This window comes from Burkholderia stabilis (assembly GCF_001742165.1).
GTDB lineage: Bacteria > Pseudomonadota > Gammaproteobacteria > Burkholderiales > Burkholderiaceae > Burkholderia > Burkholderia stabilis.
Map to the genome: position 1 here is coordinate 865,413 of NZ_CP016442.1, position 26,542 is coordinate 891,954.

Here is a 26,542-nt window from a genome sequence, read left to right on the forward strand (position 1 = left end):
TCTTGAGGGCGGCGGCCGCTCCGGCGCGGCGTTACTTCGTCACGAGATCCACCGGCGTCTCGACCACGCCGGACATGTCGGCCTGCTTGCGATGCTCGGCGATCGCCTTGAGCGCCGTGTCGATGCCGAACACGGCCTGCTTCGCCGCGTATTGATCGGCGGTCGCGAGCACGCGGCCGTCCTTCAGCATCGGCTTGATCGCGTTGATGTTGTCGTAGCCGACCACGTACACCTTGCCCTGCTTGCCGGCCGCGCGCACTGCCGACACGGCGCCGATCGCCATGTTGTCGTTGCCGCACAGCAGCGCCTTCAGGTTCGGGTATTCGTTGAGCATCGCGGCAGCCACCGCATTGCCCTTGTCGATTTCCCATTCGCCGGACTGCACCGACACGACCTTCATCCCGCCCGCCTTCATCGCGTCCTGGAAGCCGGCCGTGCGCTGCTGCGCGTTGGTCGTCGTCGACACGCCTTCGACGATGCCGACCTGGTCGCCCGCCTTCAGCTTCTTCGCGAGATAGTCGCCGATCTTGCGCGCGCCCTTGCGGTTGTCGGGGCCGACGAACGGCACGTTCAGGTTCTTCGCCTTCAGCACGTCGGGATCGAGCCGGTTGTCGATGTTCACGACGATGATGCCCGCGTCGACCGCCTTCTTCACGACCGGCACGAGCGCCTTCGAATCGGCCGGTGCGAGCACGATCGCGTCGACCTTCGATACGATCATCTGCTCGACGATGCGGATCTGGTTCGCGGTATCGGTCTCGTCCTTGATGCCGTTGGTGATCAGGTCGAACTGGCCCGCGTTGTGTTTCTGGTATTCCTTCGCGCCCGTTTCCATCGTCAGGAAGAACTCGTTGGCGAGCGACTTCATCACGAGCGCAACCTTCGGTTTGCCGGCCGGTTGTGCGTGGACGGCCGGAGCGGCGGCGACCGCGACGGCGGCAAGCGCGGCGGTCAGGAAGCGACGACGAAAGAGGACATTCATACACATCTCCTGGCGACTGGCCCGATGGGCCGGACGGTTGTTTGAGTGTTGTTTTAATGTGAGCAAACGTTTGCGCCACACTACCCGGGCAATGGCCATCAATGCTGCTGTCGGTACCACGGAATGGAAGCGAGGCAGACGGCCGACTGCCTGGCGCGTGTTGTCGTTACGCGCCGCCGCCGGCTGGACGCCGGCGGCGTGACGGCTATGCTGTACCGATTCGCGACGACGTGCAACCTGTCTGATCAATATTTAAGGGTTTATTCGGAGCGCGTATCAGGCCGGGTCCTGCGACGCCGGTTCGTCTTCACCGGACGACGGCGGCTCGCCGAAGCGGTTCGCGTGCGGCGTGCCGGCGATGAAGCCATTCATCACGAACAGCGCGATCGCGCCGACGATCGGCACGAAGATCAGCAGCATCCACCACCCCGACTTGTCGATGTCGTGCAGCCGCTTCACGCCGACGGCGATCGACGACCATACCGCGACGACCGCGATCGCGAACAGCACGAGCATCGCCAGCAGCGGCAGGTCGTCGTTCGACGAACCGCGGGAACCCGCATCGAAGAACGCGCTGACCAACGCGGAAACCAGCGCGTAGATCCACCACGGCAGGCGTCCGGTCCGGCCTTCGAAGGAAAAGAGAAACCACTTCAGATTCATTGAATACCTCGTCGGCGTGCGTGTTGCGCGATAGGTCCGCGAATGCGCCGAAGCCGGCAATCCGTCGCGGGTTTTCCGATCGGGAATGGTCCGCCGGTTTTGCCTTTGGCGCGTCGTGCCGGCGTTGCGCGTTGCAGGCGCCGGTCGGGACGGTTCAGCCGTGGTGCGGTGCGAATGCCCGACCTTCTGCATTTACGCGCATTGAAGCATATCTACCGAAGAATGGCCTGCGCGATATGCGCCAAAGCGAACCGTTCGAACCTGCCGTCTTGTTTTTCTGTCGGCGGGCGAACGCGGGTCGATCGCCTGCTTGTGGCGAATCGGGAATGGGCACCACGGCTGCGGTCGATGCGCGGCGAGTCGGCCGGATACGACGACGGCAAATCCATTGCCGCCGCCCTGCGCATGGCCTTGCGCATACGCGACGCGAAGCGCCGCGCCGCGTCGCGTCGCCGTCAGACGGCTTCGCGCAACAGCCCCGCGATTTCCGCTTCGTTCAGGTGCGGCGCGAACATTTCGATCAGCCGGTACGCATACGCGCGCAGGAACGCGCCCTTGCGCAGCCCGACCCGCGTCGTGCTCGCCTCGAACAGGTGCTGCGTATCGAGCGCGACGAGCCCCGTGTCGCGTTGCGGGTCGTAGGCCATCGCCGCGACGACGCCGATCCCCATCCCGAGCTCGACATAGGTCTTGATCACGTCCGCGTCGATCGCGGTCAGCACGACGTCAGGCACGGCCCCCGCCTGCGTGAACGCCTGGTCGATGTGCGAGCGGCCCGTGAAGTCCTGGTCGTACGTGATGATCGGGTACTCGGCGATTTCCTCGAGCGTGAGGTTCTCGCGGCCGACGAGCGGATGGCCCTTCGGCACGACGACCGTGTGGTGCCACGAATAGCACGGGAACGTGACGATGTCCGGATAGCGATCGAGCGCCTCGGTCGAGATGCCGAGATCGGCCTCGCCGTTCAGGATCATCTGCGCGATCTGCTGCGGGCTGCCCTGGCGCAGCGCGAGATGCACCTTCGGGAACACGTCGGTGAACTGCCGGATCACCTTCGGCAGCGCGTAGCGCGCCTGCGTGTGCGTCGTCGCGACGACGAGGTGGCCGCTGTCCTGGTCAGCGAACTGGCGCGCGACGCGGCGCAGGTTCTCGGCGTCGAGCAGCATCCGCTCGATCAGCTGGTGCACGGCCTTGCCGGGCTCCGTGAGCCCCGTCAGCCGCTTGCCGCGCCGGATGAAGATGTCGACGCCCAGCTCATCCTCGAGATCCTTGATCTGCTTCGACACGCCCGACTGCGACGTGTACAGCACGTTCGCGACTTCCGTCAGGTTCATGTTCTGGCGCACCGCTTCGCGCACGAACCGCAATTGCTGAAAATTCATGGGTATGCCTCTTAGGCTGTCGTTGTTTGATTATTTGATTGGCGCGCGTTCCGCCCCCTGCCCTGCATTCTGTCGTCAACGCGCGGGAAACACGCGCACCGCGCGCGGCACGGCCGTCGCGCCATCGCCGACCTGCAGCGACAGCGCACGCCATGCGTCGCGATCGAGTTCCGCCTCGAGCGCGCCGCCCGCACGCGCCTCGAGCTCCACGCGCACCGACCCGCCGAGCGGAATCACGCGGCGCACGTCCACCGCGATGCCGTCGCGGTGCCCTTCGCCCGCCGGCCAGAGCTGCAGGTCGTGCGGCCGCACGTATGCGTTCGCGGGGCCCGCGAAATCGGCGTCGACCTCGATCGGCGCAGCCGCGCCCTCGGCGACGAAACCGCGCCCGGCGACCGTGCCCGGCAGCCGGTTCGCCGCGCCGAGGAACTCGTACACGAACGCGCTCTGCGGATGATCATAGACGTCCTGCGGGCTGCCGACCTGCTCGACGTGGCCGCGATTCAGCACGACGATGCGATCCGCCACCTCGAGCGCCTCCTCCTGGTCATGCGTGACGAAGATCGTCGAGATGTGCAGGTCGTCGTGCAGACGACGCAGCCAGCCGCGCAGCTCCTTGCGGACCTTCGCGTCGAGCGCGCCGAACGGCTCGTCGAGCAGCAGCACCTTCGGCTCGACCGCGAGCGCGCGGGCGAGCGCGATGCGCTGGCGCTGGCCGCCCGACAGCTCGGACGGATAGCGCTGCGCGAGCCAGTCGAGCTGCACCAGCTTCAGCAGCTCGTGCACCTTGTCGCGAATCACGGCTTCCGACGGCCGCTCGCGGCGCGGCTTTACGCGCAGCCCGAACGCGACGTTCTCGAATACCGTCATGTGGCGGAACAGCGCGTAGTGCTGGAACACGAAACCGACCTGGCGATCGCGCGCGCCGACCGACGCGACGTCGAGCCCTTGCAGCACGACCTGGCCCGCATCCGCGTGCTCGAGGCCCGCGATCACGCGCAGCAGCGTGGTCTTGCCGCAGCCGGACGGCCCGAGCAGCGCGACCAGCTCGCCGGGCGGGAAGTCGAGCGAGACGTTGTCGAGCGCCGTGAAATCGCCGAAGCGCTTCTGAAGGTTACGGACGGTGATACCCATTCTGGTTGCCTCTTTACGATTTCGACGAAACGGCGGCGACGGGGCCGGCATGTGCGGGAACGGCGTCGCGCGAGCCGGCCAGTTCGGCGGCAAGATGACGCTCGGCGAGCAGCTTCAGCGCGAGCGTGACGAGTGCGAGCAACGCCAGCACCGACGCCACCGCGAACGCCGCCGCGAAGTTGTATTCGTTGTACAGGATCTCGACGTGCAGCGGCATCGTGTCGGTCACGCCGCGGATGTGGCCCGACACGACCGATACCGCGCCGAACTCGCCCATCGCGCGCGCATTGCAGAGGATCACGCCGTACAGCAGGCCCCACTTCACGTTCGGCAGCGTGACGCGGCGGAAGATCTGCCAGCCCGACGCGCCGAGCACGCGCGCGGCTTCTTCCTCGTCGGTGCCTTGCGCCTGCATCAGCGGAATTAGCTCGCGCGCGACGAACGGGAACGTCACGAAGATCGTCGCGAGCACGATGCCCGGCACCGCGAAGATGATCTGCACGTCGTGATCCTGCAGCCACGGTCCCAGCCAGCCCTGCGCGCCGAACAGCAGCACGTAGACGAGACCCGAGATCACCGGCGACACGGAGAACGGCAGGTCGATCAGCGTCGTCAGCAGCGCCTTGCCGCGGAATTCGAATTTCGCGATCGCCCACGACGCGCACACGCCGAACACGAGGTTCAGCGGCACGGCGATCGCGGCGACGGTCAGCGTCAGCTTGATCGCCGCCCACGCGTCGGGATCGGCCAGCGACTCGAGATAGAAGCCGACGCCCTTGCGCAGCGCCTCGACGAACACCGCCGCGAGCGGCACGACGAGGAAGAACGCGAGAAACGCCAGCGCGATGCCCGTGAGCAGCCAGCGCACCACGCGCGATTCGCTGACGGGATCGAGCCGGTTCGCGGCGCGCCCGCGCTCGGCCGATGGCGGGGTTTTCAGCACGACGGTGGCCTCCTGGCTCATTGCTGGCCTCCTGCGGCAGTTGCGGTGACGGTTGCCGGCGCGGGGCCGCTTGCGCCCTTGCTCGTGCGGCGCTGCAGATACCACTGCAGCGTGTTGATCAGCAGCAGCATCAGGAACGACACGACCAGCATCACGACCGCGAGCGCGGTCGCGCCCGCGTAGTCGTACTGCTCGAGTTTCGTGATGATCAGCAGCGACGTGATCTCGGATTTCATCGGCACGTTGCCGGCGATGAAGATCACCGAGCCGTATTCGCCGAGCGCACGCGCGAACGCGAGCGCGAAACCGGTGAGAAGCGCCGGCAGCACGGCCGGCAGCACGACACGGCGGAACGTCAGCCAGCGCGATGCGCCGAGGCACGCTGCGGCCTCTTCCTGCTCGCGCTCGAAATCCTCGAGCACCGGCTGTACGGTGCGCACGACGAACGGCAGCCCGATGAAGGTCAGCGCGACCAGCACGCCGGCCGGCGTGAACGCGATCTTGATGCCGAGCGGCGCCAGATACTGGCCGACCCAGCCGTTGGTCGCGTAGACGGCCGCGAGCGAGATGCCCGCGACCGACGTCGGCAGCGCGAACGGCAGGTCGACGATTGCATCGACGAGCCGCTTGAACGGAAACGTGTAGCGCACGAGCACCCACGCGACGAGGAAGCCGAACACGGCGTTGATCAGGGCGCCGCCGAGCGCGGCCGAGAACGTCAGCCGGTACGACGCGAGCACGCGCGGCGACGTGACGGCGGTGACGAACTGGTCCCACGACAGCGTCGCGGTCTTCAGGAACGTGGCGGCGAGCGGAATCAGCACCACGAGGCTCAAATAAGCCACCGTGATGCCGAGCGTCACGCCGAAACCGGGCAGCGCGCTCGGCTTGCGAAAGGTGTACGTCGTCATCGGATGCTCTTGCTGGGTCGATGCTTCTCATGGGCCCGACGCAAACGCCGGCGCGATGAATTGCGCCGGCGGCCCGTCGGGGGGCGGCGCGCTGTCGTGGCGCGCCGCTGTCGTTATGGCGTTACTGCGGCTTGTAGATCGAATCGAACACGCCGCCGTCCGCGAAATGCGTCTTCTGCGCATTCGTCCAGCCGCCGAAGGTATCGTCGACCGTGTACAGCTTCAGCTTCGGGAACTGCTTCGTCAGCTCCGCCGGCACGTTCTTCGAGCGCGGCCGGTAGTAGTTGCGCGCCGCGATCTCCTGGCCCTGCGGGCTGTACAGGAAGTTCAGGTACGCTTCGGCCAGCTTGCGCGTGCCCTTCTTGTCGACCACCTTGTCGACCACCGCGACGGGCGGCTCGGCCAGGATGCTCACCGACGGCACGACGATTTCGAACTTGTCGGTGCCGAACTCCTTCACCGACAGGAACGCCTCGTTTTCCCACGCGATCAGCACGTCGCCGATCCCGCGCTGCACGAAGCTCGTCGTCGCGCCCCGTGCGCCCGAATCGAGCACGCCTGCGTTCTTGTAGAGCTTCGTGACGAATTCCTTCGCCGTCTGCTCGTTGCCGCCCGGCTTGTGCTGCGCATACGCCCACGCGGCCAGGTAGTTCCAGCGCGCGCCGCCCGACGTCTTCGGGTTCGGCGTGACGATCGAGATGCCCGGCTTGGTCAGGTCTTCCCAGTCCTTGATCCCCTTCGGATTGCCCTTGCGCACGAGGAACACGATCGTCGACGTGTACGGCGACGCGTTGTCGGGCAGGCGCTTCTGCCAGTCCTTGTTCACGAGCCCCTTGTTCGCGAGCGCGTCGATGTCGTACGCGAGCGCCAGCGTGACGACGTCGGCCTGCAGGCCGTCGAGCACCGAACGCGCCTGCGCGCCCGAGCCACCGTGCGACTGCTTGAAGTTGACCGTCTCGCCCGTCTTCGCCTTCCACTCCTTGCCGAACGCCTGGTTGAAATCCTGATACAGCTCGCGCGTCGGGTCGTACGACACGTTCAGGAAAGTCGTATCGGCCTGCGCGTGCGTCGCGACGCCCAGCGCCGCCGCCGCGCCCAGCGCGAGTGTTGCGATCAGGCGGCCCACTCCGCCCACCAGCCCCGTATTGCGCTTCGCCATCCTTGGTTCTCCAGTGTTGTCGGTATTGCGATGTCGGGCCAGTCTAACGAACGGGTTACATGATTAAAAATAATCGTTCCTCATTTTTTAATACTCAAAAGTGCTAACGCATACTGGATGGACGGTTGCGGCAGATGAACCGGCGTCCGGACGTCGCGAAATCACGCCGGAACCGGCGTGATCGCGTCGAACCTCAAGTAACACTTGAAATTCGCGAAGTACTGTATAAAAATACAGCTCACTGTCTATCCATACAGTTGAGCCATGACCAAACTCACCGCCCGTCAGCAGCAAGTGTTCGACTTGATCCGTCGCGCGATCGAGCGCTCCGGATTCCCTCCCACCCGCGCCGAGATCGCGGCCGAACTGGGCTTCAGCTCGCCGAATGCGGCCGAGGAGCACCTGCGTGCGCTGGCACGCAAGGGCGTGATCGAGCTGGCCGCCGGCGCGTCGCGCGGCATCCGCCTGCTCGGCCTCGAAGATTCCCCGCACCAGTTCACGCTGCCGCACGCCGGCCTGATGCAGCTGTCGCTGCCGCTCGTCGGCCGCGTCGCGGCAGGTAGCCCGATCCTCGCGCAGGAGCACATCTCGCACCATTACGCGTGCGATCCCGCGCTGTTCTCCAGCAAGCCCGACTACCTGCTGAAGGTGCGCGGCCTGTCGATGCGCGACGCCGGCATTCTCGACGGCGACCTCCTCGCCGTGCAGAAGCGCACGGAAGCGAAGGACGGCCAGATCATCGTCGCGCGTCTCGGCGACGACGTCACGGTCAAGCGCCTGATGCGCCGTCCGGGCGGTCTCGAGCTGATCGCGGAGAACCCGGATTACGAAAACATCTTCGTCAAGGCCGGCAGCGCGGAATTCGCGCTGGAAGGCATCGCCGTCGGGCTGATCCGCTCGGGCGAACTCTGACATTCCGCATTCCGTCTCGCTGAGGAGAACATCATGGAACGCCTTGCCCGCCTGCTGCCTTTCCGTCAATTCGGTCGCCTGCGTCACCTGCGCGGCCGCACACCCTGCGCACCGCTGTCCGCGGCAGCGCCTGTGGAAGAAGAAGTCGCAGTCGAACGGCAGGCGTCGCTGCTGCCATCGGCGCTGCCCGCTTTCGCGCGGGTATCGCTGAACGCCGGCCTGAATCACGCGGAACCCGCGCGCCGCGCGCCGGTACGCGTCTATCACGGTCGTTCGCGCCTGATCATGGTCGGCACGATCGATGCCGTGTGCCGGATGATCGATCGCTGCATCGCGGAGGAACGATCGGCCGCGCAAGGCGGTCTCTGATTGCGGAACATGTCCGCACCGGAGGCAACGTGACTGGATCGTCGGGCCGCGCATGGCGGCTCAAGCCCTTGCTGATCGTCGTGCTGGCCATCGCCGTCGTGGCGGCGATCGGCTACGCATACGCGTCACCGTACGTCGCGCTCGGTCGCCTGAAATCGGCGATCGATGCGCGCGATGCGCAGGCCATCAGTGAGTATGTCGATTTTCCGTCGCTGCGCATCAGCCTGAAGCAGCAGGTCACGGAAGAGTTGATGCGCCGGATCGACGCGGTGAAGAAAAACAATCCGCTCGCGATGATCGGTGCGCTGATCGGGTCCGCGCTGATCGGCCCGCTGGTCGACGCGTACGCCACCCCGGAGGGCGTGGCCGCGCTGATGAGCGGATTGCCGCCGCGCGGCAATCCGGGCGAGCGTCCGCCCGAATGGTCGAACCTGCCGCAAGGCACTTCATCGGGCAATGCGTCGGCCTCAACGCAGGCCGGCCCGGTGCCTGCAAGCGCAACCGCTCCCGGCAGCGACACGGCTTCCGTGGCCGCATCATCGCCGGCACCGGCCACTCCCGCACCAGCCAGCCCGAGCGATGCAGCACATCCGCCGCATCAGCAGCAAACAAGCGCCGGCTACCGGAACATCGACGAATTCGTCGTGACCTACCAGCGCAGCGCCGACGGCACGCGCTATGCGGCGATATTCCACCGCTTCGGCCTGTTTTCGTGGAAGTTGTCCGCGATCAACCTGCATGCGTAGCCGGCTACGGTCGGCGCCCGCGCCGCACATGCGGCGCAGCGCCTGACCGGCGCGAACCGCCGGTCGTCAGTCCTTCATTGCGTCATTTGCCGCTTGCGGTGGCCGCTTCACGCTCGCGCGCGATTTCAGCCTTCTGCTCTTCGGCCGACGAACACGCCACCAGAATGCTGCAGTTCACGCGATCGAGGAGTTGCGTATTGCCCGACCCCATCCACCATCTCGACAACCCGCTGCGGCACCGGTGGCCGACGACGACGAGGTCGACCTTCAGTTCCGACGCGAGATTCGCGATTTCGTCGATCGGATAGCCGAACGCGAAATGACCTTCGGCCTGCACGCCGCGCTCGCGCAACCAGTTCACGCCTTCCTGCAGAATCTCGCGTGCGGTTTCCTCGAAGCGGCCGCACGCAACATCGGTCAGCAGGCCGGCACTCTGCGCAATGCTCGATCGCATGTCGACCACCGACAGCAAATGCGTTTCAGCCTTCAGGTCGAGTGCGAGATTGGCGCCGCAACGCAGCGCCTTGCGCCCTTCGAGCGAACCGTCGTAACACAGCAAAATCTTGTTGTAGCTAGCCATGAAACCTCCCTGTCGCGACTACGAGCCTACGCATTCATCATGGTGCGCCGCAATTCAGGACGCAAGGGATGGAAAACGCTGATTCGCCCCGCTCGGCGCGTGCGCGATGATGCGGTGCACGATCGGTGCGCGCATGCATCGCACCGTGCAGGCATGCCCTGAAGAGACGCAGCCGATGCACTAGAATGGCCCGTTCGTACTCCAGCGGGCCATCACGCGCCGGCGTCGCGCTTCGGTCATGCCCGTGTGACACATGTTCGCCCGATCCGTTCGCAAGCCGGCCACGCATCCGCCAGCAGAACGCTTCCGCGCCCGCTTACAACGACAACATGCCCATGTCCGTCGCACCGATCGATTTCCGTAACGTCGAAAAGCGCTATGGCGACAAACTCGTCGTCAACGGCCTGTCCTTCCACGTGCAGGCCGGCGAATGCTACGGCCTGCTCGGGCCGAACGGCGCCGGCAAGACCACGACGCTGAAGATGCTGCTCGGCCTCGCGCAACCCGATGCAGGCACCATTTCGCTATGCGGCGAACCGGTTCCATCGCGTGCGCGGCATGCGCGCCAGCGTGTCGGTGTCGTCCCCCAGTTCGACAATCTCGACCCCGATTTCACCGTGCGCGAGAACCTGCTCGTGTTCAGCCGCTATTTCGGGATGTCCGCGCAGGCTGCCCGCACGCTCGTGCAACCGCTGCTCGAATTCGCGAAGCTCGAGAACAAGGCCGACGCGAAGGTCGGCGAGTTGTCGGGCGGCATGAAGCGCCGCCTCACGCTCGCCCGCGCGCTCGTCAACGATCCCGATGTGCTGGTGCTCGACGAGCCGACGACGGGCCTCGATCCGCAGGCGCGACACCTGATGTGGGAGCGGCTGCGCTCGCTGCTCGCGCGCGGCAAGACGATCCTCATCACCACGCACTTCATGGAAGAAGCCGAACGCCTGTGCGACCGGCTGTGCGTGATCGAGGAAGGCCGCAAGATCGCGGAAGGCGCGCCGCATGCATTGATCGAATCGGAAATCGGCTGCGACGTGATCGAAATCTACGGGCCCGATCCAGCCGCCCTGCGCGACGAGCTCGCGGCGTTCGCAAAGCACACCGAGATCAGCGGCGAGACGCTGTTCTGCTACGTGAGCGACCCCGAGCCGCTCAGTGCGCGACTCAAGGGTCGTCCGGGGTTGCGCTATCTGCATCGCCCGGCCAATCTGGAGGATGTGTTCCTGCGGCTCACGGGCCGCGAAATGCAGGACTGATCGACCATGGACGTCCGCAATTATTCCGCCGCCACACCGTCCGCCTCGCCGCGCGCGTCACGCTTCGCGATCGCGATGCCCGCGAACGCAACCAACTGGATCGCCGTATGGCGGCGCAACTATCTCGTCTGGCGCAAGCTCGCGCTCGCGTCGATGTTCGGCAATCTGGCCGATCCGATGATCTATCTGTTCGGGCTGGGTTTCGGGCTCGGCCTGATGCTCGGGCATGTCGACGGCGTGTCGTATATCGCGTTCCTCGCTGCCGGCACGGTCGGGTCGAGCGTGATGATGTCCGCGAGCTTCGAATCGATGTATTCGGGGTTCTCGCGCATGCACGTGCAGCGCACCTGGGAGGCGATCATGCACACGCCGCTCGCGCTCGGCGACATCGTGCTCGGCGAGATCGTCTGGGGAGCCAGCAAGGCCATGCTGTCGGGGGTCGCGATCATGCTCGTCGCGGGCGCGCTCGGCTATGCGCGGTTTCCGTCGATGCTCGCGGCGCTGCCCGTGATCGCGCTCGCGGGCCTCGCGTTTGCAAGCATCGCGATGATCGTCACGGCGCTCGCGCCGTCCTACGATTTCTTCATGTTCTATCAGACGCTCGTGCTGACGCCGATGCTGCTGCTGTCGGGCGTGTTCTTCCCGATCACGCAGTTGCCGCCGGTCGCACAGCATGCGGCGCATGCGCTGCCGCTCGCGAACGCGGTCGAACTGATCCGGCCTGCGATGCTCGGCCGGCCGGCGACCGACGTCGCCCTGCATATCGCGGTGCTCGCCGGCTACGCGATCGGCGGGTTCCTGCTGTCCGCATGGCTGTTCCGGCGGCGGATGATGCGCTGACGGCCGGCGCACGCGGCGCCGGCTTCATGCGACGACGTCACTCGTCGTCGTCGCTCCACGGGATCTCGACGTCGGTCAGGAACGCGACGGTCGCGAGCGGGCCGCCTTCCTGACGGCCGAGCTTGCCGTCCGCGCGATGCCATTCGACCCGGAATTGCGTGCCCGGATCGTCGGCGACCAGATAGACCGAGCGCAGCTCTTCCTTGTCGGCTTCGTCGACCGGGCCGTCGAACGACACCAGCATCTTCTGCGGCCACAGGCCGTTGACGGGGTCGTAAATGCGGTCGCCCTGCGGAATGTCGATGCTTGCATCGACGCCGATCGTTGCGGAGGCCTCGATGATCATCGTGCCGAGCGCGTTCAGCACGGCCGTTGCCCGCGCGGAATTGGCCTGGCGGATCGCGAGATCGCCGCGCGTCAGCGCCTTTTCGAGTCGAGGATGAATCTTCGGTTGGGTCATGCGTTTTCCTGTTTGCTTCTTGTAAAGGGCGCCGCACGCGCGAAGCGCCGGCGCCGGGTAAATTCGACGATCGCGCCCGCCTGGCGCGCCGCTCGCGCGCGTCAGAACCCGAGCGCGATCGCGAGCAATCCGCTCGCGATCCCGAACACGACCACGAGGATCGCGACGATCGCCAGCATGTACGGCTTGAACGAACGCGCGAGCATCGCGAGCGACGGCACGCTGATCGGCGGCAGCGTCATCAGCAGCGCGGCGGCCGGGCCGACGCCCATGCCGAGCGACAGCATCGCCTGGATGATCGGCACCTCGCCCGCCGTCGGGATCACGAACAGCATGCCCGCGACCGCGAACGCGACGATCCAGCCGAGATGGTTGCCGATGTCCGGGCCGATGTGCGGGAACAGCCATGCGCGCGCGGCGCCGAGCAGCAGCACGAGCACGATGTATTCGGGCACGAGCCGCACGGCCATGCGGGCCAGCAGCTTCATCCAGCGGACGAACGGATTGCCGGCCGCGGCCTGCTCGGCGGCCAGTGCAGCGAGTTGCGCGTCGTCGATGCTGCGGTCTTCCGGACGGGCAATGCGGTTCAGCAGATACCCGATCCCGAACACCATCGCGATGCCGAGCACGAGGCGCAGCGCGCTCCAGTGCCAGCCGAGCACGAAGCCCATGAAGACCAGCGCCGCCGGATTCAGCACCGTGTTGCCGAGCCAGAACGCGACCGCGCCGCCGGGCGACGCATGGCGCGCACGCAAGCCCGCGACGACCGGCGCCGCGCAGCACGTGCACATCATCCCGGGCAACGACAGCAGGCCGCCCGCGGCAACGCTGCCGAAGCCCGTGCGACCGAGCACGCGCGCGACCCAGTGCGCGGGCAGCAGCGCCTGCACGGCCGAACCGAGCAGCAGACCGAGCACCATTGCCTGCCAGATCGCCTTGCCGTACGCCCACGCGTAGTCGAGCGCGGCCTTCAGCGACGGCTCGGGGGCGGTTGCCGACGTGCCCATCAGGATCGACTGGCCGATCGAATGATGCTCGGCGGCAACGAACGCCTTGTTGTAGTACGGGAACCATTTCACATAGAACAGTCCCGCGACTGCGATCAGCAGGAAGGTCATCCAGCCGAGGGCCGGACTGGGTTGGGTGCGTGTGGTCGTCATCGTGTGGTCGTCGATTGGTTTTTATCGGTTCCGGATGCCCCGCCTGCCGCAATCGCGGCCGACGCGGGCAGCCCTGCCTGCGCAAGCTGGCTCAGCAACGCGCGCGCCTGATCGCGCACATCGGCCGCGTTGGGCCGGAAAGCGAACGTCAGCGCCCGGTTCGGCTTGTCGTATGCCGCACGGTGGGTGCGCGCATAAGCGGGATCGTAATGCTTGTCGATCAGCGCGGCGAACAATTCGGCCCGCGCGTTCGCATCGATCAGCGCATTCCAGTGCGCCACCTCTTCGCGGCTGTGCAAGCCGATCAGCCGATGCAGTTGCCCCTTGAACGCGGCCGGTTCGTCGAACAGGTGGCCGTAATCGTCGAGCAGGAATGCAATGCGCTCGTCGTGCGCCGCATCGACCTGCACCCACGGCCCCGCGTGAAACGCGTCGAGCAATGCGATCGGCAACTGCACGAGCCCGATCTTGCGGCTTTCCGATTCGACGAACACCGGCCATTCGGGGTCGAAACGCCCGAGCGTTTCGACGAGCCCCGAATCGAACCCCTTCTGCGACGGTTGCGGCGTGCCCGGCAGTGCGCCGAGCAGCGAGCCCCGATGGCATGCGAGCGCTTCGAGATCGAGCGTCTGTGCGCCCGCGTCGTGCAACGCGTTCAGCAGGCGCGTCTTGCCGCAGCCGGTATGGCCGACCAGCGCGATGTAGCGAAAGCGCGTCGGCAGCGTGTCGAGCGTCTCGCACACCGAACGACGGTACGACTTGTACCCGCCGTCGAGCTGGCGCGCCTGCCAGCCGATCAGGTTGAACCAGGTCGTCATCGAGCCTGAACGCTTGCCGCCGCGCCAGCAGTAGATCAGCGGCCGCCAGTTGCGCGGACGGTCGGCGAACGTCGTGTCGAGATGGCGCGCGATGTTGCGCGCGACGATCGCCGCGCCGACGCGGGTCGCCTCGTAAGGCGACACCTGCCGGTACATCGTCCCGACGAGCACGCGCTCCTCGTTGCTGAGCACGGGCGCGTTCAGTGCGCCGGGGATATGATCCTCGGCGAATTCGAGCGGCGTGCGCACGTCGATGATCTCGTCGAACTCGCCGGCGCGATCGAGGGTGACAATCAGGTTCTTCAATTTGGCGTCGAACAGGGGCGATGCGGCTCGGTGAGCCGCATGGGCGCGGAAGGCGGATTGGCGATTATCTCACGGGCCGGCGTCTCGGGCCGCGCGCGGCGACCGACGGCTTCGACGTGGCCTGCATCGTGTCGATCAGATGATCGCGAAACGCCCGTACCGACGCGGGCAGATCGCGCCCCGCCATCGTCTGCACCTGGATGCTGCGCTCGCGAAGCTGCGGATTCGTCACGGGCACGACGACGAAGCCGTCCGCGTCGCAACGGTCGCGCACCGACAGCAGCCCCGTGAACATCACCGCACCCGTGCGCCGCGCGTAGCCGTACATCGCCGCCGTGTTGTTGCTCGTCAGTTCGGGCTCGAGCAACAGCCCGTCGAGCGCGCACGCGATGTCGATCAGCTGGCGCACCGTCGTGCCGGCCTCGGGCAACACGTGCGGGTGACGCGCGACATCGGCGAGCGACACCTCGCCGCGCATCGCGAGCGGATGGTCGTGCCGCACCAGCGCGAAAATCGGCGCGCGCTCGGTGTGCTCGACGCGCACGCCCTTCTCCGGCGCGAGGCTGAAGGTCAGCGCGATGTCCGCATCGCCGTCGCGCACGCGCCGCGTCGCATCCGCCGGCGACACGACCCACACGGAGAAATCGACGCCCGGATGGCGCGCCTTGAAGCTCGCGAGCGCGCCGGGCAGGAAATCGATCGCGAACCCTTCGGAGCACGCGATCTTCAGCAGGCTGCCGTGCAGCGCGTCGAGCCCGCCGATGTCCTTCATCACGTGCTCGGCTTCCAGCAGGCTGCGCTGCGCGAACGCCAGCAGCCGCTCGCCGGCCTCCGACAGCGCCATCCCGCGCGGCCGGCGCTCGAACAACGGCGCGCCGAGTTCGCTCTCGAGCTTCGTGATCTGGCGGCTGATCGCCGACACCGCCACATGCAGCCGCGCGGATGCATCGCTGATCGAGCCGGTGCGCGCCACTTCGACGAAATAGCGCAGCGCCAGGCCATGCAGGAAAGCCGCCATCGTTCTGTCTCCGCACGGCTCGCGGCCGTGCTGCTTTGCCTTTTCGGCAAAGAAAGGTTCGAAATTCGATCATTGTGACAAAAAAAACGGCTTTCTAGAATCGATCGCACTTCACGCTGCCTGCACGATCCGTGTGCGCCGCGAACCCGACAGAGGAGACACCACTTGAGCCGTACCGCCGCCATCCAGCACGCGTTGAACCAGTTCGAATCCGGCGCGTTCTTCACGACCCTGAGCCGCCGCGTCGGCCTGCGCACCGAAAGCCAGGAAAGCGGCACCGGTGACGCGCTGCGCGCGTACCTGACCGACGAGATCGCCCCCGAGGCCGCCCGCCTCGGCTTCACGTCGCGGATCGTCGACAATCCCGTCGACGGCGGCGGCCCATTCCTGCTCGCGTCGCGCCACGAAGACGACGCGCTGCCGACCGTGCTGATCTACGGCCACGGCGACGTCGTGCGCGGCTACGACGCGCAGTGGCGCGCGCCGCTGTCGCCGTGGACGCTGACGGCCGACGGCGATCGCTGGTACGGCCGCGGCAGCGCCGACAACAAGGGCCAGCACACGATCAACCTGGCTGCGCTCGCGAGCGTGCTCGACGCGCGCGGCGGCTGGCTCGGCTTCAACGCGAAGCTGCTGATCGAGATGGGCGAGGAAACCGGCTCGCCGGGACTCGACGCACTGTGCCGCCAGGAACGCGACGCCCTGGCGGCCGATGTCTTGATCGCGTCCGACGGCCCGCGCATCGCCGCCGCGCGCCCGACCGTGTTTCTCGGCTCGCGCGGCTCGGTCAACTTCAGGCTGAGCCTGCGCGCACGAGACGGCGCGCACCACTCCGGCAACTGGGGCGGGCTGCTGCGCAACCCGGCGATCGTGCTCGCGCATGCGCTCGCGAGCCTCGTCGATGCGCGCGGCGCGATTCGCGTCGACGGGCTGCGCCCGCCGCCGATCACGGACGCCGTGCGCGACGCGCTCGCCGATTTGTCCGTCGGCGGCGGCCCCGGCGATCCGGCGCTCGACGCGAACTGGGGCGAACCGGGCCTCTCCGCGGCCGAGCGCGTGTTCGGCTGGAACACGTTCGAGATCCTCGCGTTCAAGGCCGGCAACCCCGAATACCCGGTCAATGCAATCCCGCCCGTCGCGTATGCGCACTGCCAGTTGCGTTTCGTCGTCGGCACCGACTGGGAAGCGCTGCATGCGCACCTGCGCGCACACCTCGATGCGCACGGTTTCGCCGACATCGAGATCGACGTCGAACGCGGCGCACCGGCCACACGCCTGCCGCCGGACGATCCGTGGGTCCGCTGGGCCGTCGCGTCGCTTGCCCGCACCACCGGCAAGAAGCCCGCCATCCTGCCGAATCTCGGCGGCACGCTGCCCAACGAAGTGTTTGCCGACACGCTCGGGCTGCCCACGCTGTGGGTACCGCACTCGTACCCGGCGTGCTCGCAGCACGCGCCCGACGAGCATCTGCTCGCGAGCGTCGTCAGCGAGGGGCTGCAGATGATGGCCGGCCTCTTCTGGGATCTCGGCGACGATGCGCCGCCCGTACGCCGCGCGGCGCCCGCCGCGGCCGGCGCCGCCCTGTAACACGCTTCGCCCCTTTCACGGGACCTGCACACACGATGAATACGACCACCCTGACCTCGCAGGAAGCCGCCCGCCCCAGCGCCGCGAAAATCCGGCGCATCATCTTCGCGGCGTCGATCGGCAATGCGCTCGAATGGTTCGACCTGATCGTCTACGGCTTCTTCGCGGTGACGATCGCCAAGCTGTTCTTTCCCGCGACGAGCGAAGCGACGTCGCTGATGCTCACGCTCGGCACGTTCGGGCTGTCCTACCTGATCCGGCCGATCGGCGGCTTCGTGCTCGGCGCATACGCGGACCGCGCGGGCCGCAAGGCGTCGCTGCTGCTGTCGATCGCGATGATGATGGCCGGCACGCTGCTGATCGCGCTGATGCCGACCTACGCATCGATCGGCATTCTCGCGCCGCTCGGGATCATGCTGTCGCGGTTGATGCAGGGCTTTTCCGCGGGCGGCGAATTCGCGAGCTCGACCGCGTTCCTCGTCGAGCATGCGCCGCAGCGGCGCGGCTTCATGTCGAGCTGGCAATTCGCGAGCCAGGGCCTGGCCACGCTGCTCGCTTCGGGCTTCGGTGCGCTGCTGACGTCCACGCTGACGCCCGTGCAACTCGAAAGCTGGGGCTGGCGCGTGCCGTTCCTGTTCGGCCTCGCGATCGGCCCGGTCGGGCTGTACATTCGGCGCTACGTCGACGAAGGCGTCGAGTTCAAGACGCAGGCGCGCTCCGAAGCGCCCGTGCGCGAGCTGTTCGCGGAACAAAAGGTGCGGGTGCTGCTGTCGATCGGCGCGCTCGTGATCTCGACCGCGATCAACTACATGATCCTGTACATGCCGACTTACGCGATCAAGCAGCTCGGGCTGCCGGCATCGACGGGGTTCGCGGCGACGCTCGCGACCGGCTTCGTGCTGACGCTCGTCACGCCGATCGTCGGCCATCTGTCCGACAGCACCGGGCGGATCCGCATGATGGCGATTGCGGCGCTGCTGATGCTCGTCACCGTGTGGCCGACGTTCGCGTGGCTGACGCGTCACGCATCATTCGCGACGATGCTCGCGGCACTGGTCTGGATCGGCGCGCTGAAGGCGATGTACTGCGGTGCGCTGCCGGCGCTGATGGCCGAGCTGTTCCCGTCGCAGACGCGCGCAACGGGTCTCGCGGTCAGCTACAACACGGGCGTCACGCTGTTCGGCGGCTTCGCGCCGTTCGTCATCACCTGGCTGATCAGCACGACCGGCAACCGGTTGTCGCCCGCGCTCTACCTGATGGGCTGTGCGCTGCTGAGCCTCGTCGCGCTGTTCGTCGCGCGCACGCGGCTCAAGATGCGGTAGGAAACCAGCGACGGCGCGGCGATGCGCCGCCGATCCGGCCCGCTGCGGCATCGCTGCCGTGCGGGCCGCGCGCCGTTTACGGCGCCGGGTTCGGCTGCAGTTCGTGCAGCGCGTCGATCTCGGCGAGGATCTCGTCGGACAGCGTCACGTCGATGCTGCCGATGTTCTCCTTCAACTGCTCGAGCGAGGTCGCGCCGACCAGATTGCTGCGCACGAACGGCCGGCTGTTGACGAACGCGAGCGCGAGTTGCGCGGGCGACAGCCTGTGACGCTTCGCAAGCGCAACGTAGCGCGACGTCGCCTCGACGGCCTGCGGCTTGCTGTAGCGCTGGAAGCGCTCGAACAACGTGATGCGCGCGCCGGCCGGACGCGCGCCGTTCTCGTACTTGCCCGACAGCCAGCCGAACGCGAGCGGCGAATACGCAAGCAGGCCGACGCCGTCGCGATGCGTGAATTCCGACAGCCCGTTCTCGAACGTGCGGTTCAGCAGGCTGTACGGATTCTGGATGCTCGCGATGCGCGGCAGCCCGAGCTTCTCGGCCGCATGCAGGAACTGCGCGACGCCCCACGGCGTTTCGTTCGATACGCCGATCGCGCGCACCTTGCCGGCTTTCACGAATTCCGCGAGCACGCCGAGGGTTTCCTCGATCGGCACCGTATACGCGTCGTCGACCCACGGATAGGCCGGGCGGCCGAACGTCGTCGTGCTGCGATCGGGCCAGTGCAGCTGGTAGAGATCGACGTAATCGGTCTGCAGGCGCTTGAGGCTGCCGTCGAGCGCCTCGGTCAGGTTCTTGCGGTCGAACTGGTTGCCTTCGCCGCGAATATGGCGCGGATTGTGCGGCTGCCGCGCCGGGCCGGCGATCTTCGTCGCGAGCACGATCTTGTCGCGCTGCGCGCGATGCTGCGCGAGCCAGGTGCCGATGTATTGCTCGGTGCGCCCCTGCGTGTCGGGCTTCGGCGGCACCGGATACATTTCGGCGGCATCGATCAGCGTCACGCCCTGCCCGATCGCGTAGTCGATCTGCTCGTGCGCGTCACGCTCCGAATTCTGCTCGCCCCACGTCATCGTACCGAGACCGATCAGGCTGACCTCGATGCCCGAATCGCCGAGTGTGCGGTATTCCATGCTGTTCCTGTCGCGTCGGTGGAAAGCAGGAACGCTATCACATTGAAGCGGCTGCTTCAGACGCGCGCCACGCACGCTTACAGACGGCCTTCGGCGTCGGCGTCGAGGTCCACGTGCCTGCGCGAATGACACGCCTCGCCGCTTGCCGCCTTCCGCTACTGAGGCCGCTGAATGAAGCAGGTTGCCGATGCATGCGCAACGATCTTGTCGTCCGCCGTCTTCAGCGTACCCTCCGCGACGCCCAGCGAACGCGACAGGTGAATCACGCGCCCTTCCGCGATCAGGTCGGCGTCGCGCGGCACGGGCCGCAGCATCTTCACGTGCAGATCGACCGTGCCGTAGCCGACACCGGCATCGAGCATCGAATGCACCGCGCAACCCGTGACCGAATCGAGCACCGTCGCGGCGAACCCGCCGTGCACGCCGCCAAGCGGATTCAAATGCCGGCCGTCCGCACGCGCGGAAAACTTCACATAACCCAGCTCGACGTCCAGCCGACGCATCGGGATCGTTTCGGAAATCGATGCGAGCGGCGCATCGCCCGCCACCGCGGCGCGCAGCAGATCGAGACCGGACAGGGAAAGCGGATTCATCGGGTTGTCTCCGGGTTGAAAGCGCGTCTCCGCGCGAGTAAGTTCTAAATTGGAACTCATTATTGACAACGATGCCGTCCGTTGTCAACGTAGCCGCACCCGTTGAAACCGAAGGCGGGTTCTATAATCGAACCCGCTCGCTATTTCGCTGAACCGCCGCAAGAGACTCGACGATGAAATGGGATGACATCGGCACGCTGAACTGTTCGGTCGCGCGCACGCTCGCCGTGCTTGGCGACCGCTGGACCATGCTGATCCTGCGCAACGCCTTCCTCGGCTGCCGCCGCTTCGACGCGTTCCAGACACAGCTTGGCCTCACGCGCCATGTGCTGGCCGAGCGGCTCGCGCGGCTCGTCGACGAGGGTGTGCTGATCAAGCGCGCGTATCAGGAGCGCCCGCCACGCTTCGAGTACCGGCTGACGGAAAAGGGCTTCGACCTGTACCCGGCCCTGCTCGCGCTGATGACGTGGGGCGACCGCTGGAAGGACAACGGTCAGGGGCCGCCGCTGCAATTGCGACACCGTACCTGCGGCCATCTGATGCACGCGGTGACCGTATGCTCGGCCTGCGGTGAACCGCTCGACGCGCACGACGTGCAGCCAGAGCGTGGCCCCGGGTGGATTTCGGTCGATGAAGCCGGAGCGCCAGCGGCCGACGAATGACGCGTAGCGCGTGCATGGCTGCCTGACGCGCACGAACCGCTCCCGGTACTCGCGCTTCCGTCACGGGCCGCACCGAGCCCGCTCGCGCGCATCGCTTCGCGCCGATATCCCGGAATCACACGCGCAGCTGGCCGCCTTCGTCAGCGACATCCGTCAGCCGGGTCGATCGCCCATGCCGATGCAAGGCGATGCGCCCTGACACCCTCGCCTCTACCGCCGCCGCTCAACGCACGGGCCAACCGTTCGCATCCTCGCGTGACCGAGCCGCCGCGTCTGCGTTACACTCACGGCCCGCTGTCTCGAAATTATTCGCTGTCCAAGATGTTGTCGCGCAATCGCCTCGCCGCCGCCTGTCTCGCCGCCTCCCTGCTCGCCACACCGTTCGCCGCGTTCGGCAAGACGCAAACGGAATCGCTGTTCCAGCAGGCGATCGACCTCGTATCGCGATGGCTGCCGGCACCGACCCACGAAGCACCCGCGACACAGGTTGTCGAATCGGCGTTCTCGCCCGACGGCGGTGCCGAGGCACTCGTGCTGAAAGCGATCGGCGCCGCGCGCAGCTCGATCCGCGTTGCCGCCTATTCGTTCACCTCGCCGCCCGTCACGCGCGCGCTGCTGGCCGCCAAGCGACGCGGCGTCAATGTCGCCGTCGTCGTCGACGACAAGGGCAACCGCGCAAAAAGCAGCAAGCAGGCACTGAACCTGCTCGTCAACGCCGGCATTCCGACGCGCACGATCGACGCTTATGCGATCCATCACGACAAGTACCTCGTGATCGATGCCGAGCACGTCGAAACGGGTTCGTTCAATTACAGCGCGTCGGCGGCCAGCCGCAACTCCGAGAACGTCGTCGTGGTCTGGAACAATCCGCAACTCGCGTCGCGTTATCTCACGCACTGGCAAAGCCGTTTCGACCAGGGCACGCCGTACCGCTCCAGCTACTGACGCACGCCGCGCGCTTTCGCACCGGCACTCGACACATCGCATTCGATCCGCCGCGTTGCAGATGATCGCCGAGCGTGACGCGAGCATCAATTCGGCCGAATGGCCGGCATGCCACCTCGCCTCGCGCGAACGACATTCGCGGCGGCCCGCCGCGCTCAATGGATTTCAGGCATCCGCCCGGTTGCGGCACCGACCCGCGCGGTCGGCACACAACGGTTCGTGTGCCCGTCCACGCCGCTTGCCGAAGAGGTCGACAAGCCGTGGCCGCCGATCGACAGTGCGTTGCTCACGCAATCCGTGCCGAATGCCAGCGTGTTCTGAACGATCGGGTAAAGCAGATACAGCGCAAACGCGAGATACCCCGCGTACAGGATTCGAACCATGGTGCGATGGAATGGGATGCGATGAACGATTGGACTCGTCCTATTTACGGCACCGCGACGGGCACCTTGAGGCGTCGCGCAAACGATTCCGTATCGGGACGCAACACAGGCCCATGCCACCTGCTTCTCACTGCATCTTCACCGATCCGGACAGCACCGAAAACGCCCGCCGCCGAACCTGCGGACTTGCGGCTTGGCGATGCGCCGAATAATGCGCGATACTGTCCGGCATACGATCCGATGACCGGCGTTGCCGCCGGGACAAGAGACAAGGCCCATGCAAATCGCACCGAAACCGGCCAACGAGGCGGCCCGGCTCGATACCCTTCATTCGCTCTCGATCCTCGACACGCCACCCGAAGAGCGTTTCGACCGCCTGACGCGTCTCGCGCGGCGGCTGTTCGACGTCCCGATCGCACTCGTCAGCCTCGTCGACGAGAATCGCCAGTGGTTCAAGAGCCATGCGGGCCTCGACGCCACGCAGACGTCGCGCGACGTGTCGTTCTGTGCCCACGCGCTGCTCGCGGGCGACACGATGGTGATCCAGGATGCGCTGAACGACAACCGCTTCCACGACAACCCGCTCGTCACCGGCGCGCCCGGCATCCGCTTCTACGCCGGCCAACCGCTTGCGGCGCCGAACGGCGCGCCCGTCGGCACGCTGTGCCTGATCGACACGCGGCCGCGCTCGCTCGAACCCGATGAACTCGCACTGCTCGGCGATCTCGCCCACATGACCGAGCGCGAGATCGCCGCGCTGCATTTCGCGACGACCGACGAGCTCACGCAACTGACCAACCGGCGCGGCTTCGAGATCCTTGCCCGCCACGTGCTGAGCCTGTGCGATCGGCTGGGCCGTCACGCCGTGCTGCTGTTTTTCGACCTGAACGAATTCAAGGCGATCAACGACCGCTTCGGCCATGCCGAAGGCGACCGCGCACTCAAGGCGTTCGCCGATACGCTGACGGGCGCGCTGCGCGACAGCGACGTGATCGCACGGCTCGGCGGCGACGAGTTCGTCGTGCTGCTGAGCGCGACCGATCCGGCCGATGTCGCCGAGCCGGTCGAACGCGTGACGCAGGCGCTCGCGCTGCGCAACGCAGCCGACGCGCGCGGCTACGCGATCCGCTTCAGCGTCGGCCACGTCGACTACGATCCTGCCCACCATCATGCCGTGGCCGACCTGCTCGCCTCGGCCGATCACCGGATGTACGAGAACAAGCAACGCGGCAAGACAACCGGCGCGTGAGCGCAGGCGACCCGGCCGCTTTCGCATGCCGCCGCGCCGCCGTTCAATCGTGATGGCGCGGCTTCGTCAGCTTCCGCACGGCGGCGCGCTGGCCATCGCCTCCGCGATCTGTTCGGGCGTCAGGTCGCGCTGATGCGTCGCGAGCGACCAGCGATGCCCGAACGGATCCTCGACTTGCCCGTAACGATCGCCCCAGAACATGTCGGCGGCCGGGATCGTGACCGTCGCGCCGGCTTCGACAGCCTTCGCGATCGCCGCATCGGTGTCCGGCACGTACAGGTGCAGGCATACCGGCGTGCCTTTCAGCGCCTTCGGACCCAACGCGCCGTGCTCGGGCATTTCATCCACCAGCATCAGTGTCGAATCGCCAATCGCGAGGCACGCGTGCGCGAGCCTGCCATCAGGCATCGCCAGGCGAAACAGTTCGTTCGCATTGAATGCGCGCTTGTAGAAGTCGATGGCGGCGGTGGCCCCGGCGCAGATCAGGTGCGGCGTCAGCGTGCGCATCCCTTCGGGGATCGGTTTGACGGACGTGGACATGAGTGTCGCTCCTTCGGTCGGTTGTCGTATCGGAAAACGGGACGGACGCGCGATGCGCACGCCTCCGATGCTACGACGGACGAAGCCGGCGAAAATCGACACGCCGCCGGACATTTTTTTGCTTGTCGAAATGCGTCGCGACGAAAACGGATCGCGTCGACGGTATTCGGCCCTTTAAGGCCGGATACCCTTTCGACACGCCGGGCGAGAACCGCCGGAAGGCGATGATGAGCGACGAGCCGCTTGTCGTCGCAAAACGGCTGGGAAAATGGCGCGCCCATGCGCAGCAACAGTCTTTCGTTCGTGTAAAGCCGGCGCCATTCCGTCAACGCCAGTCAATTGCAGACCTTGACGGTGCCGTTGGTCGTGCATTGACCGACGGCCCAGTGACTCTGCCCTGCCAGATGAGGCGCCAGACCGACGCCACTGATCGGCGCGGCCGGCGACGATACCGGAACAGCGGCCGACGCGGTTTCGGGCGATGGCGGCGGAGGCGGTGGTTCGGACATGCTCTGGCAGGCCGGGAGCGCCAGGCACAATGCGAATGCCAACGGAGCGATGAGCAGTCTGGACATGGTCTCGTGCGCGTTTGCGCTATTCGCTTCTGATATCGGCTCGCAGAACGACGCGCAGCCCGCCGATCCGCCGGCGCAACCTGCAACGCAGCATGGCGGTTGCCCGATACTACTCCTCGCGTCCGATGTTGCGCGAACGGCCGTTCGCGCCAGGTGCGGCAACCGATGCGGCAGCCCCCGCCACTGCCAGCGCGGGCCGCTCGGGTCAGATTTGCGGAAGATCCCGCAACGTACGCGACTCGCTCGTGGCATCGATGTCGAGCTCGATGCCTTCCGACGCATCGCGATACAGCACGCGTTTCAGCCTCGGCCCGACCGCCGTTTCATCCGATTCCGAGAAAATCGCACGGACATCGTTGCCGGACGCGAGCGCACGCGCCACTTCCGCCACCGGCGCCTCGCTCGGCGTCGCCGCCCACGACCGGTCGGCCGGATTCACGGCCGCCCAGCGCACGTGCGTCACGCGCGCGCTGAGCGGATCGATTCGAACACCATTCACCGCAAACGTCGACATCGGAACCTCCTTCGAATTTTTTTGCGGCCCGCCGCGCTCATGCGCCGGTCACGGGCAGCCCCAGATCTCGCATACGTTACCCGCCGGGTCCGCCACGGAAATCGCCACGGTGCCGTCGCCGTAATCCCAGTCGTTCAGGATGCCGACGCGGTGCGACTCAAGTCGCGCAACGGCTTTGGAGACGTGGGCCACTTCGATGGCCAACGCGATTCCATGGCCGGTCGGACGAAACTCCGGATACGGAAACTCGCCGCCCCTGCCCGTGTGAACAGTCAGCGTCGCGCCCTGCACGACAAAGCGATGCCACGGATTCCCCGCGGCCGACACACCGTCGGAATGCATCGGAAGCGCGAGCACCACGCGATAAAAATCGACGACGGCCCGATACTGGCCGTATTCGACCGGCACCAGGATGCCCAGACTCGCGATCATGTGCGCCTCTTCGGTCAACGCGATTTTCGATGATACATTGGGGCGCTTTGCAACCGTCAACAGACAATCGTGTACGGGAGAAACACATGACCGACGCCTGGGGAACCTTCCCTGCCCGAATGGGCGACCATCAGGCTTTCATCAGCTTCAACCACAGCTATGCGGAGATCGCGGAAGGCGATCCGCGCACGTCGCGGCTCACCGTGCGCGTGCCCTTTGCGCATCCGACGCCCGAAGGCCTGCCGGCCGGCGACGAATTCGCCGACCTCGCGAAAATCGAGGATCTGCTGGACGCGACGATCGCTGCGAAAGGCGGCGTGCAGGTCGGCCGCATCACCGTCGACGGCAATCGGGATTTCCTGTTCTACGTGTCGTTCGACGAAGAGGCGGCGGCGGAGATCGTCGACGCGCTGGCCGACCAGACGCCCTATGCGCTTCAGTACGCACACCAGGACGACCCCGACAAGGAAGCGTACTGGCAGACCCTTTACCCGACCGACGACGACTGGCAGATCATGCGCGACATGCGTGTGCTGGATGCGCTGCAAAAGCAGGGCGACGCCAGCGACGTGAGCCGGCGCGTGATGCACTGGGCGTACTTCCCCGACCCGAGCGACGCACACCAGTTCGCGGATTGGGCCGAAGCGAAAGGCTATCCGGTCGAATCGGTCGCACCGACCGAAGACGGCAAGTCGGCCGTTCGGTTCGCGCACGAGGGAACCATGGCACTGGCCGACATCACGCGCCATACGATCGCGATCAATCGCGAGGTACGTTCGCTCGGCGGTGAATACGACGGATGGGAGACCAGCGTCGAACAGGCAGGCGGAGCAGGTTGACGTGCCCGCCGCGCACGACGTGACGCAACGCGTTCGGTGAAAAAGCATCCCGGCAGCGTGACTGCGCGCCGCCGGGACCAAGGCATCACCGGCCGAAGCCGACGATGGGCCTGAGGGTTCGCTCAGGCACGAGGAAAGC

Annotated in this window: 30 protein-coding genes; 11 read left to right on the forward strand and 19 right to left on the reverse strand. The window is 66.5% G+C overall.

Going from position 1 to position 26,542, the window contains the following annotated elements; translation table 11 throughout:
• Positions 1–31: 31 nt before the first annotated feature.
• From BBJ41_RS04050 to BBJ41_RS04080, 7 genes are all read right to left on the reverse strand, one after another.
• A complete protein-coding gene (locus tag BBJ41_RS04050; protein WP_069745419.1) occupies positions 32–982 on the reverse strand; it encodes a sugar ABC transporter substrate-binding protein in 951 nt (316 codons plus the stop codon).
• A gap of 276 nt (positions 983–1,258) precedes the next feature.
• On the reverse strand, positions 1,259–1,645 hold the full coding sequence (locus tag BBJ41_RS04055) for a DUF805 domain-containing protein (protein ID WP_069745420.1): 387 nt from the start codon (positions 1,643–1,645) through the stop codon (positions 1,259–1,261).
• A gap of 455 nt (positions 1,646–2,100) precedes the next feature.
• A complete protein-coding gene (locus tag BBJ41_RS04060; protein WP_006484201.1) occupies positions 2,101–3,027 on the reverse strand; it encodes a CysB family HTH-type transcriptional regulator in 927 nt (308 codons plus the stop codon).
• 75 nt (positions 3,028–3,102) lie between these two features.
• Positions 3,103–4,161 carry a sulfate/molybdate ABC transporter ATP-binding protein gene (locus BBJ41_RS04065; RefSeq protein WP_069745421.1) on the reverse strand — a complete coding sequence of 353 codons (1,059 nt, stop codon included), beginning with the start codon at positions 4,159–4,161 and terminating at the stop codon, positions 3,103–3,105.
• A 13-nt stretch (positions 4,162–4,174) separates the two neighbouring features.
• Positions 4,175–5,125 (reverse strand): sulfate ABC transporter permease subunit CysW, encoded by a 951-nt coding sequence (gene cysW / locus BBJ41_RS04070; RefSeq protein WP_069745422.1) that lies wholly within the window; start codon positions 5,123–5,125, stop codon positions 4,175–4,177.
• Positions 5,122–6,015, reverse strand: coding sequence for a sulfate ABC transporter permease subunit CysT (gene cysT, locus BBJ41_RS04075; RefSeq protein WP_047900602.1), 894 nt, complete (start codon positions 6,013–6,015; stop codon positions 5,122–5,124). The genes cysW and cysT overlap by 4 nt, the downstream gene beginning before the upstream one ends.
• Positions 6,016–6,136: 121 nt before the next feature.
• Positions 6,137–7,174, reverse strand: coding sequence for a sulfate ABC transporter substrate-binding protein (locus BBJ41_RS04080; protein WP_069745423.1), 1,038 nt, complete (start codon positions 7,172–7,174; stop codon positions 6,137–6,139).
• 264 nt (positions 7,175–7,438) lie between these two features.
• Here BBJ41_RS04080 and lexA point away from each other — a divergent pair, with 264 nt between their 5' ends.
• From lexA to BBJ41_RS04095, 3 genes are read left to right on the forward strand one after another with little or no spacing between them, the layout of a single operon-like run.
• Positions 7,439–8,086, forward strand: a complete 648-nt coding sequence (gene lexA / locus BBJ41_RS04085) for a transcriptional repressor LexA (protein ID WP_069745424.1) — start codon at positions 7,439–7,441, stop codon at positions 8,084–8,086.
• 33 nt (positions 8,087–8,119) lie between these two features.
• Positions 8,120–8,455, forward strand: a complete 336-nt coding sequence (locus tag BBJ41_RS04090) for a hypothetical protein (protein WP_069745425.1) — start codon at positions 8,120–8,122, stop codon at positions 8,453–8,455.
• A gap of 29 nt (positions 8,456–8,484) precedes the next feature.
• Positions 8,485–9,201: a DUF2939 domain-containing protein gene (locus BBJ41_RS04095; protein ID WP_069745426.1), complete on the forward strand. Its 717-nt coding sequence runs from the start codon at positions 8,485–8,487 to the stop codon at positions 9,199–9,201.
• 82 nt (positions 9,202–9,283) lie between these two features.
• Here BBJ41_RS04095 and BBJ41_RS04100 read toward each other — a convergent pair whose 3' ends face one another.
• The gene (locus BBJ41_RS04100) at positions 9,284–9,781 is read right to left on the reverse strand and encodes a universal stress protein (RefSeq protein ID WP_069745427.1); all 498 of its coding nucleotides are present in this window, start codon (positions 9,779–9,781) and stop codon (positions 9,284–9,286) included.
• A gap of 335 nt (positions 9,782–10,116) precedes the next feature.
• On the opposite strand from BBJ41_RS04100, the gene nodI reads away from it, so the two are divergent.
• Positions 10,117–11,031 carry a nodulation factor ABC transporter ATP-binding protein NodI gene (gene nodI, locus BBJ41_RS04105; protein WP_069745428.1) on the forward strand — a complete coding sequence of 305 codons (915 nt, stop codon included), beginning with the start codon at positions 10,117–10,119 and terminating at the stop codon, positions 11,029–11,031.
• Between the two features lie 6 nt (positions 11,032–11,037).
• Complete coding sequence (locus BBJ41_RS04110) at positions 11,038–11,871, forward strand: ABC transporter permease (RefSeq protein ID WP_069745429.1); 834 nt, start codon at positions 11,038–11,040, stop codon at positions 11,869–11,871.
• 37 nt (positions 11,872–11,908) lie between these two features.
• Here BBJ41_RS04110 and BBJ41_RS04115 read toward each other — a convergent pair whose 3' ends face one another.
• The 4 genes from BBJ41_RS04115 to BBJ41_RS04130 form a co-directional block, all read right to left on the reverse strand.
• Positions 11,909–12,331, reverse strand: a complete 423-nt coding sequence (locus tag BBJ41_RS04115) for a hypothetical protein (RefSeq protein WP_011351887.1) — start codon at positions 12,329–12,331, stop codon at positions 11,909–11,911.
• Between the two features lie 101 nt (positions 12,332–12,432).
• Positions 12,433–13,491 carry a permease gene (locus BBJ41_RS04120; RefSeq protein WP_069745430.1) on the reverse strand — a complete coding sequence of 353 codons (1,059 nt, stop codon included), beginning with the start codon at positions 13,489–13,491 and terminating at the stop codon, positions 12,433–12,435.
• The gene (mnmH, locus tag BBJ41_RS04125) at positions 13,488–14,615 is read right to left on the reverse strand and encodes a tRNA 2-selenouridine(34) synthase MnmH (RefSeq protein ID WP_069745431.1); all 1,128 of its coding nucleotides are present in this window, start codon (positions 14,613–14,615) and stop codon (positions 13,488–13,490) included. Before mnmH ends, BBJ41_RS04120 begins: the two co-directional genes overlap by 4 nt.
• Positions 14,616–14,679: 64 nt before the next feature.
• Positions 14,680–15,633: a LysR family transcriptional regulator gene (locus tag BBJ41_RS04130; protein WP_069745432.1), complete on the reverse strand. Its 954-nt coding sequence runs from the start codon at positions 15,631–15,633 to the stop codon at positions 14,680–14,682.
• A gap of 165 nt (positions 15,634–15,798) precedes the next feature.
• Between BBJ41_RS04130 and BBJ41_RS04135 the strand changes: the two genes are divergently transcribed.
• On the forward strand, positions 15,799–17,220 hold the full coding sequence (locus BBJ41_RS04135) for a M20 family metallopeptidase (RefSeq protein ID WP_069745433.1): 1,422 nt from the start codon (positions 15,799–15,801) through the stop codon (positions 17,218–17,220).
• A gap of 35 nt (positions 17,221–17,255) precedes the next feature.
• On the forward strand, positions 17,256–18,542 hold the full coding sequence (locus BBJ41_RS04140) for an MFS transporter (RefSeq protein WP_069745434.1): 1,287 nt from the start codon (positions 17,256–17,258) through the stop codon (positions 18,540–18,542).
• A gap of 76 nt (positions 18,543–18,618) precedes the next feature.
• Here the strand turns inward: BBJ41_RS04140 and BBJ41_RS04145 are convergent, their stop codons facing one another.
• A complete protein-coding gene (locus tag BBJ41_RS04145) occupies positions 18,619–19,671 on the reverse strand; it encodes an NADP(H)-dependent aldo-keto reductase (protein WP_069745435.1) in 1,053 nt (350 codons plus the stop codon).
• 155 nt (positions 19,672–19,826) lie between these two features.
• Entirely contained in the window at positions 19,827–20,264 is a 438-nt protein-coding gene (locus tag BBJ41_RS04150; RefSeq protein ID WP_069745436.1) for a PaaI family thioesterase, read from the reverse strand.
• A 173-nt stretch (positions 20,265–20,437) separates the two neighbouring features.
• Between BBJ41_RS04150 and BBJ41_RS04155 the strand changes: the two genes are divergently transcribed.
• On the forward strand, positions 20,438–20,926 hold the full coding sequence (locus BBJ41_RS04155) for a winged helix-turn-helix transcriptional regulator (RefSeq protein WP_069745437.1): 489 nt from the start codon (positions 20,438–20,440) through the stop codon (positions 20,924–20,926).
• A gap of 321 nt (positions 20,927–21,247) precedes the next feature.
• On the forward strand, positions 21,248–21,871 hold the full coding sequence (locus tag BBJ41_RS04160; RefSeq protein ID WP_069745438.1) for a phospholipase D family nuclease: 624 nt from the start codon (positions 21,248–21,250) through the stop codon (positions 21,869–21,871).
• A 155-nt stretch (positions 21,872–22,026) separates the two neighbouring features.
• Here BBJ41_RS04160 and BBJ41_RS04165 read toward each other — a convergent pair whose 3' ends face one another.
• On the reverse strand, positions 22,027–22,254 hold the full coding sequence (locus BBJ41_RS04165; protein ID WP_069745439.1) for a hypothetical protein: 228 nt from the start codon (positions 22,252–22,254) through the stop codon (positions 22,027–22,029).
• 277 nt (positions 22,255–22,531) lie between these two features.
• Here BBJ41_RS04165 and BBJ41_RS04170 point away from each other — a divergent pair, with 277 nt between their 5' ends.
• Complete coding sequence (locus tag BBJ41_RS04170) at positions 22,532–23,503, forward strand: sensor domain-containing diguanylate cyclase (RefSeq protein ID WP_069745440.1); 972 nt, start codon at positions 22,532–22,534, stop codon at positions 23,501–23,503.
• Between the two features lie 66 nt (positions 23,504–23,569).
• Here BBJ41_RS04170 and BBJ41_RS04175 read toward each other — a convergent pair whose 3' ends face one another.
• The 4 genes from BBJ41_RS04175 to BBJ41_RS04185 all read right to left on the reverse strand — a co-directional run bounded on the left by BBJ41_RS04175 (position 23,570) and on the right by BBJ41_RS04185 (position 25,624).
• On the reverse strand, positions 23,570–24,043 hold the full coding sequence (locus BBJ41_RS04175; protein ID WP_069747582.1) for a VOC family protein: 474 nt from the start codon (positions 24,041–24,043) through the stop codon (positions 23,570–23,572).
• Between the two features lie 335 nt (positions 24,044–24,378).
• Positions 24,379–24,618 carry a hypothetical protein gene (locus BBJ41_RS41990; protein WP_083281797.1) on the reverse strand — a complete coding sequence of 80 codons (240 nt, stop codon included), beginning with the start codon at positions 24,616–24,618 and terminating at the stop codon, positions 24,379–24,381.
• A gap of 205 nt (positions 24,619–24,823) precedes the next feature.
• Positions 24,824–25,132 carry a phosphatidylserine/phosphatidylglycerophosphate/cardiolipin synthase gene (locus BBJ41_RS04180; RefSeq protein WP_069745441.1) on the reverse strand — a complete coding sequence of 103 codons (309 nt, stop codon included), beginning with the start codon at positions 25,130–25,132 and terminating at the stop codon, positions 24,824–24,826.
• A gap of 48 nt (positions 25,133–25,180) precedes the next feature.
• Positions 25,181–25,624 carry a VOC family protein gene (locus BBJ41_RS04185; RefSeq protein ID WP_156814739.1) on the reverse strand — a complete coding sequence of 148 codons (444 nt, stop codon included), beginning with the start codon at positions 25,622–25,624 and terminating at the stop codon, positions 25,181–25,183.
• A 26-nt stretch (positions 25,625–25,650) separates the two neighbouring features.
• Here BBJ41_RS04185 and BBJ41_RS04190 point away from each other — a divergent pair, with 26 nt between their 5' ends.
• On the forward strand, positions 25,651–26,403 hold the full coding sequence (locus BBJ41_RS04190; protein ID WP_069745443.1) for a DUF695 domain-containing protein: 753 nt from the start codon (positions 25,651–25,653) through the stop codon (positions 26,401–26,403).
• The last annotated feature ends 139 nt before the right edge of the window (positions 26,404–26,542 follow it).